Below are 17099 nucleotides of genomic sequence, written 5' to 3'. Positions count from 1 at the left end.
TGGTCCACCCGGATGAACGAACGTTGCGAGGTCGAATGGCTTCCGCCGCCCGAACTGGACACCGGCCAGGCGCGGCTGAACTACTACCACCGACCCGAACGACTCCTGCGCCCACCGGACGAGCAGGGAACCCGCAGCCACAACGGCACCGCCGTTTCGCCCGCACCCGATGAGGTCAGCCAGCCTGGCGACAGGCAATCGAGCGCCGCGCCGCCCGCACCGACTGACGACAGCGAGCTCGGCGACAGGCAATCGAGCGCCGCCTCGCCCGTCAACGGTGCCGGTGAGCCCGGTGGGCCCGCACCGCCAGGAGATTGGGTGGCCTGACGGCCGCGAATCTCGAGCACCGTATTCCGGCAGAAGAGCTCAGCCTTGCGCCTCGACAGCGACCGGTTGCCATTCCTCCCATGTCTTGAGGCGGCTCTCGTAGTCGGCCTTGGCCAACTGCAGCGGAAGCTCACCGAAAAAGACTCGCAGCGGCGGGTTCTCAGCGTCGACGACCTTGAGCAGAGCCCGCGCCGACGCCTGCGGATCGCCGGGTTTGGCCACACGCTGACTGCGGATCCGGTCGGCTTCCTCGTGCACCTCTTTATAGTCAGGCAACGGCGTCGAGCGGCGAGACGACGAGCCCGCCCAGTCGGTCGAGTAGCCGCCCGGTTCGATCAGCGTGACGTGCACCCCGAACGGGGCCACTTCCTGCGCCAGCGACTGCGAGAAGCCCTCAAGGGCCCACTTCGACGCGTGGTAGATGCCGACGTTCTGGAACGCGACGATCCCGCCGATCGACGACACCTGGATGATGTGCCCGCTGCGCTGGGCCCGCAGATACGGCAGTGCGGCCTGGGTGACCCACAGCGCGCCGAAGACGTTCGTCTCGATCTGATCGCGCGCCTCCTGTTCGGTCACCTCCTCGATGAAGCCGAAGTGCCCGTAGCCGGCGTTGTTGACGACGATGTCGAGCCGGCCGAAGTGGTCGTGGGCCTGCTTGACCGCGGCGAAATCCGCCTCGCGATCGGTGACGTCCAACGCCAGGGGCAGCAACGCGTCGCCGTATCTCTCGACGAGATCGTCCAGTGAGGAGACGTTGCGCGCCGTCGCCGCGACCTTGTCGCCGCGCTCGAGCGCCGCGATCGTCCACTCGCGCCCAAAGCCCCGCGACGTTCCGGTGATGAACCAAACCTTTTCGCTCATGCTCCCTATATCTCCTCTGGACGGACTCCGCATTCCCGCTTCAAGCATCTTCACAGCTACGGTTGCCTCATGAGCCGCGCGACGCTGGAGAAAGACCCCCGCGATGTGGCGTCGATGTTCGACGCGGTGGCCCGGCGTTACGACCTCACCAACACTGTCATGTCGCTGGGCCAGGACCGGTTCTGGCGACGGGCCACACGGGCGGCACTGCGCATCGGCCCGCAGGACAAGGTGCTCGACCTGGCGGCAGGCACGGCCGTGTCGACGGTCGAGTTGGCCACCTCGGGGGCGTGGTGTGTGGCCGCGGACTTCTCGGTCGGCATGCTGGCCGCGGGCGCCTCGCGGGACGTGCCCAAGGTGGCCGGTGACGCCACCCGACTGCCCTTCGGCGACGGTGTGTTCGACGCGGTGACGATCAGCTTCGGTCTACGCAACGTCGTCGACCACGTAGCGGGGCTGCGCGAGATGGCGCGCGTCACCCGTCCCGGCGGACGGCTGGTGGTGTGCGAGTTCTCCACACCGACGAACCGATTGTTCGCGACGGTGTACAAGGAGTACCTGATGCAGGCGCTGCCGAGAATCGCTCGGGCGGTCTCGTCCAACCCGGACGCCTACGTCTACCTCGCCGAGTCGATCCGCGCATGGCCCGATCAGACGCAGCTGGCCCATCAAATCGCCGACGCCGGATGGTCCTCGGTGCGCTGGCGCAACCTCAGCGGCGGCATCGTCGCACTGCACGCCGCCACCAAACCCCAGCGCTGACGACAACATCGCACGCACGAAAACCATCGCCCACCCGGCGTGTCGCACGCTGTTGTGACGAGAATCACCATTAACTTGTTGCGACAACGGGGTCCGCGAATGAGGCGGTGGCGGAATGTCGGGTGGGGTCGGATCGCGACGGGTGTCGCGCCGGACGTTCGTGATGGGCACCGCAACCGCGGCCGCCCTGATGGCGATGCCGCCGACGGCACGCGCGGCACCGGGCAAGTCGGTCGCCGTTTTCGGGGCGGGTATTGCGGGGCTCACCGCCGCTCACGAACTTGTCGAGCGCGGCTACACGGTGACCGTCTACGAGCGCAAGGCGCTCGGCGGCAAAGCCAGGTCGATTCCTGTACCGAACTCCGGTGTGACACCGTTGCCCGCCGAACACGGCTTCCGGTTCTTCCCCGGCTTCTACCGCAACGTCACCGACACGATGCGACGAGTCCCGTTCCCCGGCAACCGAAACGGCACCTGGGACAACCTGACCCGCGCGACGTCATATCTGCACTCCGGACTCGGGCGCCACGACCTGACGATCCCGCTTCCGTTCCCGCTGCCGATGATCCCGAATCCGATCACCCCGAAGGCGTTCATCGACTCGGTGGCGACGGTGTTCGAGACGCTGTTCCAGTTGCCGCCGTGGGAAGCGGTCTACGCGGCGCAGAAGCTCGCCGTCTACGTCACCAGCAGCACCGAACGCAAACTCGGGCAATGGGAGCACATGACGTGGGAGGACTACATCGGCGCGAACAGGAAGTCGCCGGAGTACAACCGGTATCTCGCCGACGGCATCATCCGCAACCTCGCCGCATCGAAATCCAAAGACGCGAGCGCACATTCGATCGGTCTGGTCGGCGAAGCCTCTGTCTGGTCGATCCTGCTTCTCGGAAACGACTCCGACAACAAGGGATTCGACCGCGTACTCAACGGGCCGACCAGCTCGCAGTGGCTCGACCCGTGGGTCGACCACCTGCGTGCGCAAGGCGTGACCTTCCGCGTCGGTGAGGCCCTGGCCCGCCTCACACCGAACGGCAGGCACATCGAATCCGCCACCGTCGTCAGCACCAGCGGAGTACCACGCCAGGTCACCGCCGACTGGTATGTCTCCGCGATCCCGTGTGAAAAGCTCGCCGCCGTGCTCACCGCCGATGTGCTCGAGGCCGACCCGCAACTGGCGAACATCGCCTTGCTGCGCACCGAGTGGATGAACGGCCTGATGTTCTACCTCAAGGAACGGGTCGACGTCACCAAGGGGCACGTCAACTACGTCGACTCCGGATGGGCCATCACCTCGATCAGCGAGGAGCAGTTCTGGAAGAAGAGCCTGACGAACTACGGCGACGGCACCGTCAAAGACTGTCTGTCCGCGATCATCTCGGACTGGACCACGCCCGGCAACTTCAACCGTCGAAGCGCGCGGGACTGCACACCGCAGGAGATCGCCAGTGAGGCCTGGGCTCAGATCAAGGCGCACCTCAACGACACCGACAGGGTCGTCGACGACGCGATGCTGCACTCCTGGTTTCTCGACCCCGCGATCATCGACCCGGGCACACCGGATGTGCGAAACGACGAACCGTTGTTCATCCAGGACCCCGGCTCGTGGAACCGTCGCCCCACCGCGGTCACCGGTATCGACAACCTGTTTTTGGCCGGCGAATGGATCAAGACCGACCAGAACGTCACGACCATGGAGGGCGCCAACGAGGGCGGCCGCTACGCAGCCAACGGCGTGCTGCAGGCGTCGGGTTACAACGGGGACATGGTGAAGATCGTCGAATTATTCCAGGCGCCGTGGTGGGTGCCGTTCAAGAACGCCGACCGGGCTCGCTACCGCGCCGGTCTTCCGCATCTGCTCGACATCGTCGACACGCGGTGGCCGACGCGGCGGTAACCGGAAACCGGGTTCAGTCCCGGCGATCGCGCGCTACGGTCTGGACATGTACGGACGCCTGACCGACCCGGACCGCACGCTGGCAACCGACCCCCGTTCCGACCCCCGAATGGTCAAGGCGTTCGCGCAGTTCGGTCTCGAGGGCCGACTGCCCGCGGTACCGCTGAGCGTCGACTCCCCGCTCGAGGACCGCATCGCCTTCGCGACGATGAGCGAGGAGGGGATGGGCGCGATCCTCGAAGCGCTGGGCAAGGATCTGCCCACCGTCTCCGGGGTGGCCACATCGACGACGACGATCACCGGACCCGACGGCAACGACATCACGCTCTACATCAGCCGCCCAGAGGACGACGCCGGCGGCCCGCTGCCCGCCGTCGTCCATCTGCACGGGGGCGGTATGGCGATCGGCAGCGCGGCCGACATCGGCTACATGAGGATGCGTGAATACCTCGCCGCCACAGGGCTCGTCGTGGTCGGTGTGGAGTTCCGCAACTCCGGCGGCAAACTCGGCCCGCACCCATACCCCGCCGGTCTCAACGACTGCGCGGCCGCGGTGCGCTGGGTGGCCGCCAACCGCACAGAACTCGGTGTCAGCCACCTGATCGTGTCGGGGGAGTCCGGCGGCGGCAACCTCACACTGACCGTGGCGCACAAGGCCAAACGGGAGGATTGGCTGCACGAGATCGCCGGGTGCTACGCGCAGTGCCCGTACATCTCCAACCGCTGGCTCGACGAGTGCGAGGACCTGCCCTCACTGGCGGAGAACGACGAGTACTTCGTCAGCCGCCACCAACTCGCGCTGCTCGGTTCGATCTACAACCCCGACGGCTCTCACGCCGGCGACGCCACGTGCTGGGCTGCCGTTGCGACCGACGAGGAACTCAGTGGGCTTCCGCCACATGTCATTTCGGTCAACGAACTGGACCCGCTGCGCGACGAGGGCCTCGCCTACTACCGCCGCCTGCTCCGCGCGGGCGTTTCCGCGGTCGGCCGGGTGGTGGCGGGCACCTGCCATGGCGGCGACCTACTGTGTGGGGCTTATATGCCCGAGGTGTTCGACGCATCCATCCGCGACGTCAGCGGGTTCGCGAAATCGCTAGGTTAGTCGTCGATGTCGATCGCCGCTTGCTGGCCGCCGCCTGTTGCCGGGGCGGTGTTGACGACCGGCAGGGGCGGTTCGGACTTGGCGTTCGAGGACGGCTTGCCGGTGGCCCCTCGATACGGTGTGCACACACCGACGAAAGGCACGTCCTGACAGGGCCCCTGCGGCAGAGCGGGTGCGACGGGGGCGGAGAGAAGCGCGGCAGCCGCGACCGCGATCGCGGCAACTGCCGATCGAACCGTCACACCGAGCATCGTGGTTTCCTTCCGCCGATGCATATATGAACGCCGCTGTGCTCCAGGATAATCCCCGTAGGACGCCAAAAACAGGTCGTCTAGCTGGGCTTACAGTTAGCCTGGTTACGAAATTTGATCGCTGCGGGCATCCCACACGCGTTCCGTATGCGGGCCCACATCGGGGTCGTGCGTTTGCTGAAAGTTGCGCCCACCGCGTGCGTAGGTCGCGAGAACCGCTGCGGGAACGTCGGATTCGAGGATGGGTTCGCTGAGCCAGCGGCACGGCCGCACGTGAACCAGGTCGACAGCGGCGGCCTCGTCGGTGTCGTCACGGCGGTACGGGCCTTCGATCCGGCCCAACCAGAAAAGGCCATCCGCATCGCGTGTCCACACGAACGACCCGTCCTCGATATCGGCGAACCGGTCCACCCGGCGAGCCAGCCGCTCACCGAAACCCGCGTCGCCGAAACCGACGACCCCCACCGACAACGCCCGATCGAGCGATGCCTGCGGGTCGATGTCGTCGCGGCGGGATCGCATCGGAGCCCGGTACACGGCGGTCATCCGCGATATTCTGCCTGCGACATGGAGACGTTCAAGCGCTATCTGATGTTTCAGGGCATGATGTTCGTCTTCGGCATCGTCGGCCCGATCTTCCTCGTCTTGTACTTCGCGTCCCAACCGGACCCCACCATGCGGTGGGCGTACTGGATCGGGTTGTTCGTCACCGCGGCCGACATATTGATTGCCTTGGGGCTCACCGCTTCTGCGCAGACGAACCGCGAGCCCGCGCACACCCGCATCGCAGTGAAGCTCGCCGAGCGGCGTCGGCGCGACTGACTAGCGAAACGGTGTGCGGGCGTCGATGCGCCGCGACAGGCGGCCGGCTCCGCGCCAGACCCGGGCCGTCCAGTCCTCGTCCTCGTCGGTGACGAAGTTGCCCATCACCCGCACCGCGATGTTCATCAACGTCTCCGACCGCATGGCGAGCGGCCCGGTCGACGGCAGGAACCGCGGAAACGTCAGCAGCAGCGCGAGCCGCCGGGCCACCGAGAACCCGCGCGCATAGTGCGCCGTCAGCACGGCGGGCCACGCCTGCGAGAGATCGCCGGTGCCCAGCAGTTCGGCGGCCAGCCGGCCGGTTTCGAGACCGTAGTCGATGCCTTCGCCGTTGAGCGGGTTCACGCAGGCGGCCGCGTCGCCGATCAGCATCCAGTTCGGTCCGGCCACACCCGACACCGCACCGCCCATCGGCAGCAGCGCAGACAGGCCGGCGCGCGGTTCCCCGACGAAGCCCCATTCCTCACGACGTAGCCCGGTGTAATACGACATCAACGGCCGCAGCGCGGCGTCGGCCGGTCGCTTGGCCGTCGCGAGCGCACCGACGCCGATGTTCACCTCGCCGTTGCCCAGCGGGAAGATCCAGCCGTAGCCGGGCAGCACCGCACCCTCCGGCGAGCGCAACTCCAGATGCGAGGTGATCCACGGCTCGCTCGCGCGTGGCGTGGCGATGTAGCCGCGGATCGCCACGCCGTACACCGTCTCCTGATGCCATTCGCGGCCCAGCACGCGGCCGAGCGTCGAGCGGGCTCCGTCGGCGACAATCAGCTCGCCGCATCCGATCTCGGCTCCCGAGTCGAGGATCACCGCCTCCACGCGCCCCGAGGCGTCATGGCGTACGTCGACGGCCTTCTCGCCGAGCATCATCTTCGCGCCGTCGTCGACGGCGACCATGCGGATGCGGTCGTCGAGTTCGGTGCGGGGGACTGCGCTCGACGTCGACGGGAACGACGGCCCCGGCCATTCGATCTCGACGTCGGCCCCGAATCCGGACATTCGCAGGCCGCGGTGCTGCACCCGGTCGTCCAGCCACGGCCCGAGGCCCAGGCGGCGCATCTCCAGTACCGCGCGCGGAGTCAGCCCGTCACCGCAGGCCTTGTCGCGCGGGAACTGAGCCTTGTCGATGACGAGGACGTCGCGGCCGTTGCGCGCGGCCCACGCTGCGGCGGCCGAACCCGCCGGCCCGGCCCCGACGACGACCACGTCCCCTCGGGTATCCATGGTTCCCAGTATGTTGGCAGGGTGAGGACGCCAGCGACGGTGGTAGCCGGGGTGGACTTCGGAGATCCCGAATTCGCGCAGGAAGTGCGCGACGGGGTCGCCCGCATCGAAGACCTGATGGCCACTGAGCTCGGCAAAGCCGACGAGCTGATGGCCGAAGCGGTACAGCACCTGTTTCAGGCCGGCGGGAAGCGGTTCCGTCCGCTGTTCACGGTGCTCTCAGCCCGGCTGGGTCCGGACCCGGATGCGTGGCAGGTCACCGTCGCGGGCGCGGTCATCGAACTGGTCCACCTCGCGACGCTGTACCACGACGACGTGATGGACGAAGCGCAGGTCCGCCGCGGTGCCGACAGCGCCAACGCGCGCTGGGGCAACAACATCGCGATCCTGGCCGGCGACTACCTGTTCGCCACCGCCTCGCGCCTGGTCAGCAGGCTCGGGCCGGACGCCGTGCGCATCATCGCCGACACCTTCGCCCAGCTGGTCACGGGCCAGATGCGGGAAACCCGCGGCGCGGCCGAGCACGTCGACTCCGTCGAGCACTACCTGAAGGTCGTCTACGAGAAGACCGCATGCCTGATCGCGGCGTCCGGCCGGTTCGGGGCGACGTTCTCCGGCGCCGACGAAGAGCAGATCGAGCGGCTGAGCCGGCTGGGCGGCATCGTCGGCACGGCATTCCAGATCTCCGACGACATCATCGACATCGACAGCGATCCGGACGAGTCGGGCAAGGTGCCGGGCACCGACCTGCGCGAGGGCGTGCACACGCTGCCGGTGCTGTACGCGTTGCGTGACGACGGTCCCGCCGCCGACCGGTTGCGCGAGCTGCTGGCCGGCCCGGTGGAGAACGACGACGACGTGGCCGAGGCGCTTCGGCTGCTGCGCGGCTCGCCGGGCATGGCGAAGGCCAAGCAGACCGTCGCGCAGTACGCGGTGCAGGCCCGCGAGGAGCTCGCCCAGCTTCCCGAGGGGCCGGGCCGTCAGGCCCTGGCGACCCTGGTGGATTACACGGTCAACCGGCACGGCTGAGCGCTGGAACTTGCGGAGCCCGACTAAGCGTTGACTCAGCGGAGTCTTTCTTTCTGGAGGAGGAAGCGATGACCTGGCATCCGCACGCGAACACCGCCAAGACGTTCGCTCTGCTGGTGGGGTTCTCGGCGCTGATCGTGTTCATCGCCGCGCTGTTCCGCAACACGGCGCTCATCGGCCTGGCGGTGCTGTTCGCCGTCGGCATGAACGCCTACATGTATTTCAACAGCGACAAGATCGCGCTGCGGGCGATGCACGCGCAGCCGGTCACCGAGATGCAGGCGCCGGTGATGTACCGGATCGTCCGTGAGCTGGCCACCACCGCCCGCCAGCCGATGCCGCGGCTGTACATCAGCGACACCGACGCGCCGAACGCGTTCGCCACCGGGCGCAATCCGCGTAACGCCGCGGTGTGCTGTACAACCGGCATCCTGCAGATCCTCAACGAACGCGAACTGCGGGCGGTGCTCGGCCACGAACTGTCGCACGTCTACAACCGCGACATCCTGATCTCGAGCGTCGCGGGCGCGATGGCCGCGGTCATCACCGCGCTCGCCAACCTCGCCTACTTCGCGACGATGTTCGGCGGTAACCGCGAAGGCACGAATCCCTTTGCGATCCTGTTGGTTTCGATGCTCGGCCCCATCGCGGCGATGGTGATCAAGATGGCGGTGTCGCGGTCGCGGGAGTACCAGGCCGACCAGACCGGCGCGGAGTTGACGGGCGATCCGCTGGCGTTGGCCAGTGCGCTGCGCAAGATCAGCGCCGGCGTCGAGCAGGCGCCGCTGCCGCCCGACCCCAAGCTGGCCGATCAGGCGCACCTGATGATCGCCAACCCGTTCCGTGCGGGCGAGAAGATCGGCAAGCTGTTCTCGACGCACCCGCCGATCGGCGACCGCATCGCCCGCCTGGAGTCGATGGCCGGCCGCGGCCCGGGTTACTACTGACGCCTCACCGGTCAGGATCTGTCAGCCGCAGCTCGACCATCGGCAGGGCGGTGTTCTCGGTCGTGATCGGTGCGCCCAAGGTCGATTCGAGGACCGGCTTCATCGTCTCCCACGCCCGGCGGTGCCGGTCGACGTAACGACGCAGCGCGGCGTCAGCCTCGCCGATGCTGAGCGGACGTGCGATCGCGGGCATCGACGCCCGGGTCCCCACGGACACCTTCACCCGGGGCTCGGCCTCGACGTTCTTGTACCACTGCGCCCGAGTTCCGAAGCCGGACGCGACGATGTAAGCGTCCTGGTCAGGACGGTCGAGCACCTCGAGGAGCACTTGCCGGGTATGCCCTGACTTGCGGCCGACATGTTCGAGCAACAGGATCCGCGAGCCGAAGACAAATCCGAGGCGAGCTCGATACAGCCCGATTGGGGCCCGCATCAGCCGACGTGACCGCAGAGCCTTGACGCCTGCACCGACCAACACGTCCGAGGCTGTGCGACCCAGGTTCGAAAGCGCACGCATCGAAATCCTCCTTTGCTGTTCGTATGCGCCACCCGTGCGAGTGCGCTGTGTGAGCGGCCCGCAGAGTCCTTGTCTGCGTGCGTCAAAGGGGAGTAGAACCGACAGTACGGACCACCCCGACGGACGGCGAACCCAACGGAAGGGCGGTAGGTCGGTATGTCACCGGCGATGTCGTTGAGCGGGCCTGCCCGGTTGGAACAGCGGGTCGCGCGAATCTGCGCGCGGGCTCACGATCCGCTCGAACTATTGGCTGCGGTGGCCACCGCCGTGAGGGCCGAGATCTCATACGCCGCTGCGGGCTGGCTGCTCACCGACCCCGACACTCTGCTCATCACCGGGGTGCACGCCGAGAACGTCACACGTCAGCAGAACCTCGACCTCATCGAATGCGAGTTGACCACCGACGACGTGAACAAGTTCGTCGACCTCGCGCGACGGGACGTCCCGGCGGCGTCGCTCGGCATCGAGACCGCCGGTGACCTGAGCCGCAGCGCGCGGTGGTCGAAGATCTACCAGCCCAACGGATACGGCGACGAGATGCGCGGCGTCTTCAATTCGGGGTCGGTCACCTGGGGGCACTTCTGCCTGACCCGGCGGGCCGAGGATGCGTTCTTCACCGAGGGCGAGGTCGCGACGATGGCGGGGCTCTGCCCGCACGTGGCCAACGGCATCCGGGCATCCCTCCAACTCGGCGAGAAGCCCGCGCCAAGTGTTGCCGCAGCACCCGCACTGGTGATGTTCGCCGACGACGGCAGCATCGAGTCGATGACACCGCAGGTCACCGACTGGCTGGGGCCGGTCGAGGACGAAGGTTTGGAGAGCACCATCGTGCTGCACGAGGTCGCTCACCAGGCGCGTGTTCTCGCCGAAACCGGTGTCGGTGAGCCGGCGATGGCGCGCACCAGGGCGCGCTCGGGAGACTGGCTCGTGGTGCGGGCAGTCCGTATGGAGCGAGAGGGGTCCAGAACAGGTTGCACCGCAGTGGTTTTGGAACAGGCGCGGCGTTCGGACATTGCGCCGCTGCTGGTCCACCTGAGTCAGCTGACCCGTCGTGAGAAGGAGGTCACCCAGCTGCTGTTGACCGGCATGTCCACCAGGGAGATCGCCGGCCGGCTGTGGATCACCGCCGAGACGCTGCGCGGTCACGTCAAGGCGATCTTCGCCAAACTCGGTGTGAACAGCCGTCCGGAGCTGGCAGCACTACTCTCGCAAGATCTCGTCCTTCGGCGATGACTCTCGAAGCTCAGAAGCCGCCAGCTGCGCGGCGATCTCGTCGGCTACCCGTCTGGCGAGTGTTCCCACGAATCTCGTCAGCCCCGGCCGGTACACGTAGCCGACGAAGCGAAGACCCGGCAACACCTCGCCACCACGGCCGTCACGCGGCATGCCTCGCTGCTCGAGGACATCGAGGTGAGAGACCATGGCGTCCAGCCCGGTTCGGTACCCCGTGGCCGCGACGATGGAGTCGACCTGGACGGATGTGCCGTCTGCCAGGACCGCCCCATCGGGTTGCAGTCGGTCGACGGCTGCTACCACACGAAGCGAGCGGTCGCGGATCGCGTCGACCACGTGACGGTCGACGATCGCCGTACCCGCGCCGCGGCGTTTGAGTCCGGCGATCGGCCCCTCGGGCGGCGTGGAGAACCCGAAATCGCTGAGGTCACCGACGATTCCGCGCTGCACGGCGAGCAATAGCTTGTCGACGAGCCCGGCGGGCAGCCGGAGAAAGAGCGGCATCGGCAGATCGAAGGGCAGCCCGCCGACTTCGCGCAGAAGGATGTTCGGCGGAGTGCGCACCGCCAGCAACACCTCTGGGCAACCCGAGCGGCTCAACTCGTGGGCGATCTCGAGTCCGCTGGAACCGGCGCCGGCGACCAACACACGCTGGCCGGAGAACGGGTGGGCGTTGCGGTACTGCGCGGCGTGCACGACCTGCCCGGCGAAGCGGTCCTCGGTTGCCCAGTCGGGCACAGCGGGCTGATTGAAGATGCCCGTGGCGACCACGACATGGCGCGCCCTGCGCGGCCCGCCGTTGGTTTCAACGTTCCAGCCGCCGTCGGGCGCCTGATCGAGCCGGAGCGCGTCGACGCCGAGCTCGACGGCCACACGATGGCGTCCGGCGTAGGTCTGCAGATAGTCGACGTACTGGTCGCGGGTCGGAAACTGCCCGAAGTGGCGCGGGAACGGAGCGCCGGGCAAGGCGGAGTTACGCCGGCAGGTGTTGAACCGTAGGGCGTCGTAGCGGCCGGACCAGGCCGCGCCGATCTGCCCGCCGCGCTCCACGACGGTCACATCGATCCCTCGCGCATGCAATTCTGCGGCGCAGGACAAGCCGGCCGGACCGCTGCCGATCACCAGCACGGTGTGCGCGGTTCGCATTCGGTTCCTCCGTGACGTTGCCTGACTACAGCGTCGGCCGAAGCCGCGCTCGGCGCCACCCCACAGGTGGGGGGTTCACAACCGGCGGGTCGACGTCGGTAACACCGTGTCGACCTGCGGCGATGTGATTCGTATGCTGCGAGGATCCGCCGCACCCCTTAGGGTGTGGACCGTGCTGAACCGGGTGTTGATCGGCGTCGTCGGGTCCGCGGGGGCGGCCCTGATCGGCGCGCAAGGTATCGCCGTAGCTCAACCGTCCGAACCACCGCCGCCACCGGCGCCGAACGTCAATGCGCTCGCACCGGTGAAGCTGTCGGAGTTCGCGAAGATGGACGGCCACTGGTACGCGTTCAAGACCCCGGACGGGTTGACGTGCGTCCTGCAGCGCAACGGCGGCTACGGCTGCAGCGGCGCGATCCCCTCGGCACCGGACGGCGCGAACTTCGTCAGCGGCGGCCCGGGTGTTCCGCAGTTCTCCGCGACGACGGCCGACGTGTTCGCCGTCGTCGGCGACGCCAAGCCGCTTCCGGCCGGTTCGCGGATCAGCTTCCAGACCGTCAGCTGCGGCAGCGACGGCGGTATGACCACGTGCTCGGACAGCCGCAACCAGTCCGGCTTCGTGTTGTCCCCCGCGGGCAGCTACATCATCAACGGGGGCAGGGATCCGCTGCTCGAGCGGCCCGAGGGCACCAACCCCTTCTTCAACTGAGCGCTAGAACCCCGCGCCGTGCACCTCGTGCCCGGGCTTTTCGACCATCAGGCCGCGGTACGCCTCTTCGACACTGGAGCCGTGGTTGACCACTGCGTCGACCTCGCGAGCGATCGGCATCGAAATCCCGTACTGGTCAGCGAATTCCATGATGACGCTGGCGGCCTTGACGCCCTCGGCGACCTGGTTCATCGACGCGATGATCTCGTCAATCGGCTTGCCCGCGCCCAACTGCTCGCCGACGTGGCGGTTGCGGCTGCGCTGGCTGGTGCACGTGACGATCAGGTCACCGATGCCGGCCAGGCCGGCGAATGTGTCGCGGTGCCCGCCGGTCGCCTCGCCGAGTTTGGACATCTCGCGGATCGCGCGGGCCATCACCATCGCCCGTGTGTTCTCGCCGATACCGAGCGAGTAGCCCATGCCGACCGCGATCGCGTAGACGTTCTTCAACGCCCCGGCCATCTCCACGCCGACCACGTCGTCGGTGGTGTAGGTGCGAAACCGCTTGGTGCGGAACAGTCGTGCCAGGTCCGCCGCGAGTTGCTGGTCGGGCATGGCGAGCACCGCGGCGGCGGCGTACCCCTCGGCCACCTCGCGCGCGATGTTCGGCCCGGCCAGGATTCCGGCCGGATGTCCGGGCAGCACCTCGGAGACGACCTGGCTCATCCGATAGTTGGTGCCCTGCTCGAGACCCTTGACCAGCGACACCACCGGGACCCACGGCCGCAGCTCCCTGGCCAGTTCGGTGAGCACGGCGCGGAAGCCGTGTGACGGCACGCCCATGACGATGACGTCGGCGCACGACGCCGCCTCGGAAAAGTCCGTCGTCGCCTTCAGACCGTCCGGAAGCTCGACCTCGTTGCCCAGGTACTTCGAGTTGCGGTGGTTGTCGTTGATGTCATCGGCGGTCTCCGCAGAGCGCACCCACTGCAGCGTCGGCCCGCGGCGGGCGCAGATGGACGCCACGGTGGTGCCCCAGGAGCCTCCACCGAGAACGACGACTTGGGGAACACGTTGCGCAGGTGCCATGCCGATCAGGGTAGGTCGGACGGCCCAAAACCAGGGCGTATTCGGAAACGACGGCTCAGTGTGCGCGCCGATTTCTGCGGCAGGGCCGTGCTTGACCGGGTCGACCCGACCCTCAGGCAGAAGTGGGCGCACTCACGCTAGGTGGCTCCGAGCGCTCAGCGGTAGTTGACGAACTGCAGTGCCACGTCGAGGTCGGCGCCTTTGAGCAGGGCGATCACCGCCTGCAGATCGTCGCGCTTCTTGCTGCTGACGCGGATCTCCTCGCCCTGGATCTGTGCCTTGACGCCCTTGGGGCCCTCGTCGCGGATCAGCTTGGTGATCTTCTTGGCCTGCTCGCTCGTGATGCCCTGTTTGATCTGGCCGCTGACCTTGTAGGTCTTGCCCGACGCCTGCGGATCGCCGGCGTCGAACGCCTTCATCGAGATGTCGCGGCGCACGAGCTTCTCCTTGAACACGTCGACGGCGGCCTTGGCGCGCTCCTCGGTCGAGCTGGTGATGACGACGGTCTCCTCGCCCTGCCACTCGATCGACGTGTCGGTGCCGCGGAAGTCGTAGCGGGTGGCCAGCTCCTTGGCGGCCTGGTTCAGCGCGTTGTCCACCTCCTGGCGGTCGACCTTGCTCACGACATCGAACGATGAATCCGCCATGGATCGGTCCTCCTAGATGCTCGACTGAGGGTCTGGTCCCGTTTTCGTCTTCGGACCATCCTCGTTGTACCCTGCAAGTCGCACCAAACCGGGTCACCCGGCGGTGCAGCACCCAGGCAGGTTGCCCGAGCGGCCAATGGGAGCGGACTGTAAATCCGTCGGCTTACGCCTACGCAGGTTCGAATCCTGCACCTGCCACGCTATTCAGGTCGTTTGAGCGGGCCTGATGTGTTATGACCGCTCGCTTCCACCTCCTACGGCAATGCCCGAAGCACCACGCCTCGCTGCCGAGAGCCCTTTAGCGCAGCGAGCGTCTCCTCGGACGGCGCAGCGGTGAGCATGGCGACGAAGTCGTCGAGCAGTGCGCTCACGTGCAACGCGTACGACGCGACCGGTTGTCCGAAAGAGCGATATCGGTGACGGTCGGCGCACGCGTGCACACACATTGCGGAGACCTTGTGGATCCGCTCGTCGCGGATGGCTCGCGGAATGTGCTTGGTGAGATCGCCGACCCTTCGGACGTACTCGCGATGGGACTGCGCGTGCTCCTCCGGTAGCGAGGCCAGCGGGCTGACTGACGAGTCATAGCGCAGTAGCTGTTCGAGGAACGATACGTAGAAGCAATTCTCGTCCTCGGCCATCTCGATGAGCGGCAACTGGTGCGCCTCGACAATGCCCCGTAGGTCATCGGAGCCGGCGCGCGCCGCCAGCAGCCGGCGTCGCTGCGTCAGGTGTTCCAGCCGGTTCAGCAGGATCGCTTGCACCAGAGCCTCTTTGGACCCGAAGTGGTACTGCACCGCCGACTTGTTGGCCATGCCCGCCTCGGTGCCGATTTGACGAAGCGGCACACCGTCGAGACCGCGTTGGGCGAACAGCCGCTCCGCGGTGAGCACCAACTGTTGCTTCGGCGACAGTTCCACTGACACGGACATGGCAAGACAATCTCATACTGGACGGATTAAGTCTAGGGACTTAAAGTGCAGTCATTCGTCTTCACCGAGAGAGGTGCCTGTGAGCACGAACCCGCCTTATCAGGACGTGATGGTCGCCGACCCGGTCGTCGGGCCGGTGTGGAACGGCCGGGGTTGAGTCGGCGAGACCGCCGGTTCGTCACGCTGACCTGCGTGTGTGCACTCGAAAGCGTCGACCTCATGAACCAGCACATGTACGCCGCACTGGCCAGCGGCGACATCACCTACGAGGAACTGCTCGAATTCGTCTTGCACTTCGCGGTGTACTGCGGCTGGCCGCGGGCGTCGGAAGCCGAAGGCGCGGCACGTAATGAGTGGGTTCGATTAGCAGAAGAGCGGGGTGAGGAAGTACCGCCGAGGCCAGAACTCCCGACGGAATCGCTTGGGCCGACGGATCACGACGTTCGCCTCGACGAGGGTGAGAAGTGCTTCGTCGACGTGAACCTGCTGCCGGCTCCGCCGCGGGACTCGCCGTACTTCCAGGCCGGCATCCTGGCATTCGTCTTCGGCCACCTCTGGCAACGACCGAACCTCGGCCGTCGTGAGCGCCGGTTGATCACGGTCGCTGCGGTCGGGGTGTCCGGTGCGCTCGGGCCGATCTATTCCCATGTCGGGTCGGCCCTGGAGTCCGGCGACATCAGCCGTTCGGAGATGAACGAAGTCATTTTGCAGTTCTCTGCCTACAGCGGATTTCCCAAGGGCCGGGTCCTCCAGACAGCCGCAGACCAGTCGTGGCAGCGCATCGCGGCCGCCATGCCAACCGCCAATGCGAAAGGAGTCTGATGTCGAAGTCACTGGCAGGAAAGGTCGCCTTCATCACCGGCGCGGCGAGAGGGCAGGGCCGTGCGCACGCCGTGCGGTTGGCTCGTGAAGGAGCCGACATCATCGGAGTCGATATCTGCGAGAACATCGCGTCGATGACGTATCCGAATGCCTCGATGGCCGACCTCGACGAAACCGAGAGGCTCGTCGAGAAAGAAGGTCAACGCATGGTGGCGCGCAAAGGCGATGTTCGGAGCTATCGCGACATGCTAACCGCGGTGGATGCCGGCGTTGAGCAGTTCGGCCGTATCGACATCATCATCGCCAATGCCGGAATCGTCCGTCTAGCAGGCGAATCAGACGATTTCATGCAGGATTGGCAGGATGTGATCGACACCAACCTGACCGGCGTCTACCACACCATCCGAGCCGCGTTGCCCGTCATGCGTGGGGGCAAACAAGGTGGATCGATTGTCATCACAAGCTCCACGGCGGGTCTGAAGGGCACCGCCTCGCTCAACGCCAGCGGAAACGCCTACGCCGCAGCCAAACGCGGCGTGGTCGCACTGATGCAGAACATCGCCAACTACCTTGCCCCCGAATGGATCCGGGTGAACACCATCCACCCCACCGGAGTGCTCAGCGGAATGACGCAGAACGAGGCGATGGACGCGCTGATGGCGCAGGCGGCTGAAGGCGGCCAGAATGCGATCTCGGGCATGGAGAACGCGCTACCGCTGCCCATCCTCCAACCCGAGGATGTCGCCCACGCTGTAGCTTTCCTGGTTTCGGAGGAGGCCAAATTCATCACCGGCATTCAGTGGCCGCTCGACGCAGGCTTCACGGTTCGGTGAGGCAAC

At 66.7% G+C, this 17099-nt stretch carries 19 protein-coding genes, 1 tRNA gene and 1 pseudogene; 12 read left to right on the top strand and 9 right to left on the bottom strand.

The features are described 5' to 3' along the window. Positions 1-327 (top strand): annotated as a pseudogene (locus A5759_RS02265) (hypothetical protein); the annotation flags it as partial. Between the two features lie 39 nt (positions 328-366). Here A5759_RS02265 and A5759_RS02260 read toward each other — a convergent pair. Next, on the bottom strand, positions 367-1191 hold the full coding sequence (locus tag A5759_RS02260) for an SDR family oxidoreductase (protein WP_064396638.1): 825 nt from the start codon (positions 1189-1191) through the stop codon (positions 367-369). 69 nt (positions 1192-1260) lie between these two features. Between A5759_RS02260 and A5759_RS02255 the strand changes: the two genes are divergently transcribed. From A5759_RS02255 to A5759_RS02245, 3 genes are all read left to right on the top strand, one after another. Further along, complete coding sequence (locus A5759_RS02255; protein ID WP_064396636.1) at positions 1261-1953, top strand: demethylmenaquinone methyltransferase; 693 nt, start codon at positions 1261-1263, stop codon at positions 1951-1953. A gap of 115 nt (positions 1954-2068) precedes the next feature. Beyond that, entirely contained in the window at positions 2069-3850 is a 1782-nt protein-coding gene (locus A5759_RS02250; protein WP_064396634.1) for an FAD-dependent oxidoreductase, read from the top strand. 46 nt (positions 3851-3896) lie between these two features. After that, positions 3897-4955: an alpha/beta hydrolase gene (locus A5759_RS02245; RefSeq protein ID WP_064396632.1), complete on the top strand. Its 1059-nt coding sequence runs from the start codon at positions 3897-3899 to the stop codon at positions 4953-4955. Here the strand turns inward: A5759_RS02245 and A5759_RS02240 are convergent. Continuing rightward, positions 4952-5197, bottom strand: a complete 246-nt coding sequence (locus tag A5759_RS02240) for a hypothetical protein (protein ID WP_133148028.1) — start codon at positions 5195-5197, stop codon at positions 4952-4954. The genes A5759_RS02245 and A5759_RS02240 overlap by 4 nt on opposite strands. Before the next feature lie 114 nt (positions 5198-5311). Continuing rightward, a complete protein-coding gene (locus A5759_RS02235) occupies positions 5312-5752 on the bottom strand; it encodes a hypothetical protein (protein WP_064396628.1) in 441 nt (146 codons plus the stop codon). A gap of 21 nt (positions 5753-5773) precedes the next feature. On the opposite strand from A5759_RS02235, the gene A5759_RS02230 reads away from it, so the two are divergent. Then, positions 5774-6028 (top strand): hypothetical protein, encoded by a 255-nt coding sequence (locus A5759_RS02230; protein WP_066810702.1) that lies wholly within the window; start codon positions 5774-5776, stop codon positions 6026-6028. On the opposite strand, the gene menJ is transcribed toward A5759_RS02230, so the two are convergent. Further along, positions 6029-7249 (bottom strand): menaquinone reductase, encoded by a 1221-nt coding sequence (menJ, locus tag A5759_RS02225; RefSeq protein ID WP_068193260.1) that lies wholly within the window; start codon positions 7247-7249, stop codon positions 6029-6031. 21 nt (positions 7250-7270) lie between these two features. On the opposite strand from menJ, the gene grcC1 reads away from it, so the two are divergent. Next, entirely contained in the window at positions 7271-8278 is a 1008-nt protein-coding gene (grcC1, locus tag A5759_RS02220; RefSeq protein WP_165593300.1) for a nonaprenyl/(2E,6E)-farnesyl/geranylgeranyl diphosphat synthase, read from the top strand. A 68-nt stretch (positions 8279-8346) separates the two neighbouring features. Beyond that, positions 8347-9225, top strand: a complete 879-nt coding sequence (htpX, locus tag A5759_RS02215) for a zinc metalloprotease HtpX (protein WP_064396620.1) — start codon at positions 8347-8349, stop codon at positions 9223-9225. 4 nt (positions 9226-9229) lie between these two features. On the opposite strand, the gene A5759_RS02210 is transcribed toward htpX, so the two are convergent. Continuing rightward, positions 9230-9742 carry a nitroreductase family deazaflavin-dependent oxidoreductase gene (locus A5759_RS02210; protein WP_064396618.1) on the bottom strand — a complete coding sequence of 171 codons (513 nt, stop codon included), beginning with the start codon at positions 9740-9742 and terminating at the stop codon, positions 9230-9232. A 255-nt stretch (positions 9743-9997) separates the two neighbouring features. Here A5759_RS02210 and A5759_RS02205 point away from each other — a divergent pair, with 255 nt between their 5' ends. Then, positions 9998-10975, top strand: a complete 978-nt coding sequence (locus A5759_RS02205) for a LuxR C-terminal-related transcriptional regulator (RefSeq protein ID WP_158220784.1) — start codon at positions 9998-10000, stop codon at positions 10973-10975. Here A5759_RS02205 and A5759_RS02200 read toward each other — a convergent pair. Continuing rightward, positions 10943-12121 (bottom strand): NAD(P)/FAD-dependent oxidoreductase, encoded by a 1179-nt coding sequence (locus A5759_RS02200; protein WP_068193255.1) that lies wholly within the window; start codon positions 12119-12121, stop codon positions 10943-10945. The two genes, A5759_RS02205 and A5759_RS02200, sit on opposite strands and share 33 nt — an antisense overlap. Before the next feature lie 133 nt (positions 12122-12254). Here A5759_RS02200 and A5759_RS02195 point away from each other — a divergent pair, with 133 nt between their 5' ends. Further along, the gene (locus tag A5759_RS02195) at positions 12255-12830 is read left to right on the top strand and encodes a hypothetical protein (protein ID WP_068193285.1); all 576 of its coding nucleotides are present in this window, start codon (positions 12255-12257) and stop codon (positions 12828-12830) included. 3 nt (positions 12831-12833) lie between these two features. Here A5759_RS02195 and A5759_RS02190 read toward each other — a convergent pair whose 3' ends face one another. Together A5759_RS02190 and A5759_RS02185 are read right to left on the bottom strand one after the other, a co-directional pair. After that, entirely contained in the window at positions 12834-13859 is a 1026-nt protein-coding gene (locus A5759_RS02190) for an NAD(P)H-dependent glycerol-3-phosphate dehydrogenase (protein ID WP_064396611.1), read from the bottom strand. A gap of 155 nt (positions 13860-14014) precedes the next feature. Beyond that, a complete protein-coding gene (locus A5759_RS02185; RefSeq protein ID WP_064418873.1) occupies positions 14015-14506 on the bottom strand; it encodes a YajQ family cyclic di-GMP-binding protein in 492 nt (163 codons plus the stop codon). Between the two features lie 115 nt (positions 14507-14621). Between A5759_RS02185 and A5759_RS02180 the strand changes: the two genes are divergently transcribed. Then, positions 14622-14704 (top strand) — tRNA-Tyr (locus A5759_RS02180). Positions 14705-14760: 56 nt separating this feature from the next. Here the strand turns inward: A5759_RS02180 and A5759_RS02175 are convergent. Beyond that, positions 14761-15438 (bottom strand): TetR/AcrR family transcriptional regulator, encoded by a 678-nt coding sequence (locus A5759_RS02175; RefSeq protein WP_064396605.1) that lies wholly within the window; start codon positions 15436-15438, stop codon positions 14761-14763. Positions 15439-15630: 192 nt separating this feature from the next. Here A5759_RS02175 and A5759_RS02170 point away from each other — a divergent pair, with 192 nt between their 5' ends. Further along, positions 15631-16260 carry a carboxymuconolactone decarboxylase family protein gene (locus A5759_RS02170; RefSeq protein WP_068193283.1) on the top strand — a complete coding sequence of 210 codons (630 nt, stop codon included), beginning with the start codon at positions 15631-15633 and terminating at the stop codon, positions 16258-16260. Next, a complete protein-coding gene (locus A5759_RS02165) occupies positions 16260-17093 on the top strand; it encodes a mycofactocin-coupled SDR family oxidoreductase (protein ID WP_064396603.1) in 834 nt (277 codons plus the stop codon). The genes A5759_RS02170 and A5759_RS02165 overlap by 1 nt, the downstream gene beginning before the upstream one ends. Positions 17094-17099: the final 6 nt, after the last annotated feature.

It is taken from the genome of Mycobacterium sp. 852014-52144_SCH5372336 (assembly GCF_001665615.1).
In the GTDB taxonomy this organism is placed as follows: domain Bacteria; phylum Actinomycetota; class Actinomycetes; order Mycobacteriales; family Mycobacteriaceae; genus Mycobacterium; species Mycobacterium neumannii_A.
The sequence above is the reverse complement of the archived record's forward strand: the minus strand, read 5'-3'. Positions and strand labels throughout refer to the sequence as shown.

Excerpts from the sequence above, each read along its gene's own strand:
- A5759_RS02175 (WP_064396605.1), bottom strand. The coding sequence starts at position 15,438 with ATGTCCGTGTCAGTGGAACTGTCGCCGAAGCAACAGTTGGTGCTCACC.
- A5759_RS02195 (WP_068193285.1), top strand. The coding sequence starts at position 12,255 with ATGCTGCGAGGATCCGCCGCACCCCTTAGGGTGTGGACCGTGCTGAAC.
- A5759_RS02260 (WP_064396638.1), bottom strand. The coding sequence starts at position 1,191 with ATGAGCGAAAAGGTTTGGTTCATCACCGGAACGTCGCGGGGCTTTGGG.
- A5759_RS02230 (WP_066810702.1), top strand. The coding sequence starts at position 5,774 with ATGGAGACGTTCAAGCGCTATCTGATGTTTCAGGGCATGATGTTCGTC.
- A5759_RS02190 (WP_064396611.1), bottom strand. The coding sequence starts at position 13,859 with ATGGCACCTGCGCAACGTGTTCCCCAAGTCGTCGTTCTCGGTGGAGGC.
- menJ (WP_068193260.1), bottom strand. The coding sequence starts at position 7,249 with ATGGATACCCGAGGGGACGTGGTCGTCGTCGGGGCCGGGCCGGCGGGT.
- A5759_RS02210 (WP_064396618.1), bottom strand. The coding sequence starts at position 9,742 with ATGCGTGCGCTTTCGAACCTGGGTCGCACAGCCTCGGACGTGTTGGTC.
- A5759_RS02255 (WP_064396636.1), top strand. The coding sequence starts at position 1,261 with ATGAGCCGCGCGACGCTGGAGAAAGACCCCCGCGATGTGGCGTCGATG.
- A5759_RS02245 (WP_064396632.1), top strand. The coding sequence starts at position 3,897 with ATGTACGGACGCCTGACCGACCCGGACCGCACGCTGGCAACCGACCCC.
- A5759_RS02200 (WP_068193255.1), bottom strand. The coding sequence starts at position 12,121 with ATGCGAACCGCGCACACCGTGCTGGTGATCGGCAGCGGTCCGGCCGGC.
- A5759_RS02235 (WP_064396628.1), bottom strand. The coding sequence starts at position 5,752 with ATGACCGCCGTGTACCGGGCTCCGATGCGATCCCGCCGCGACGACATC.
- A5759_RS02165 (WP_064396603.1), top strand. The coding sequence starts at position 16,260 with ATGTCGAAGTCACTGGCAGGAAAGGTCGCCTTCATCACCGGCGCGGCG.
- A5759_RS02250 (WP_064396634.1), top strand. The coding sequence starts at position 2,069 with ATGTCGGGTGGGGTCGGATCGCGACGGGTGTCGCGCCGGACGTTCGTG.
- htpX (WP_064396620.1), top strand. The coding sequence starts at position 8,347 with ATGACCTGGCATCCGCACGCGAACACCGCCAAGACGTTCGCTCTGCTG.
- A5759_RS02185 (WP_064418873.1), bottom strand. The coding sequence starts at position 14,506 with ATGGCGGATTCATCGTTCGATGTCGTGAGCAAGGTCGACCGCCAGGAG.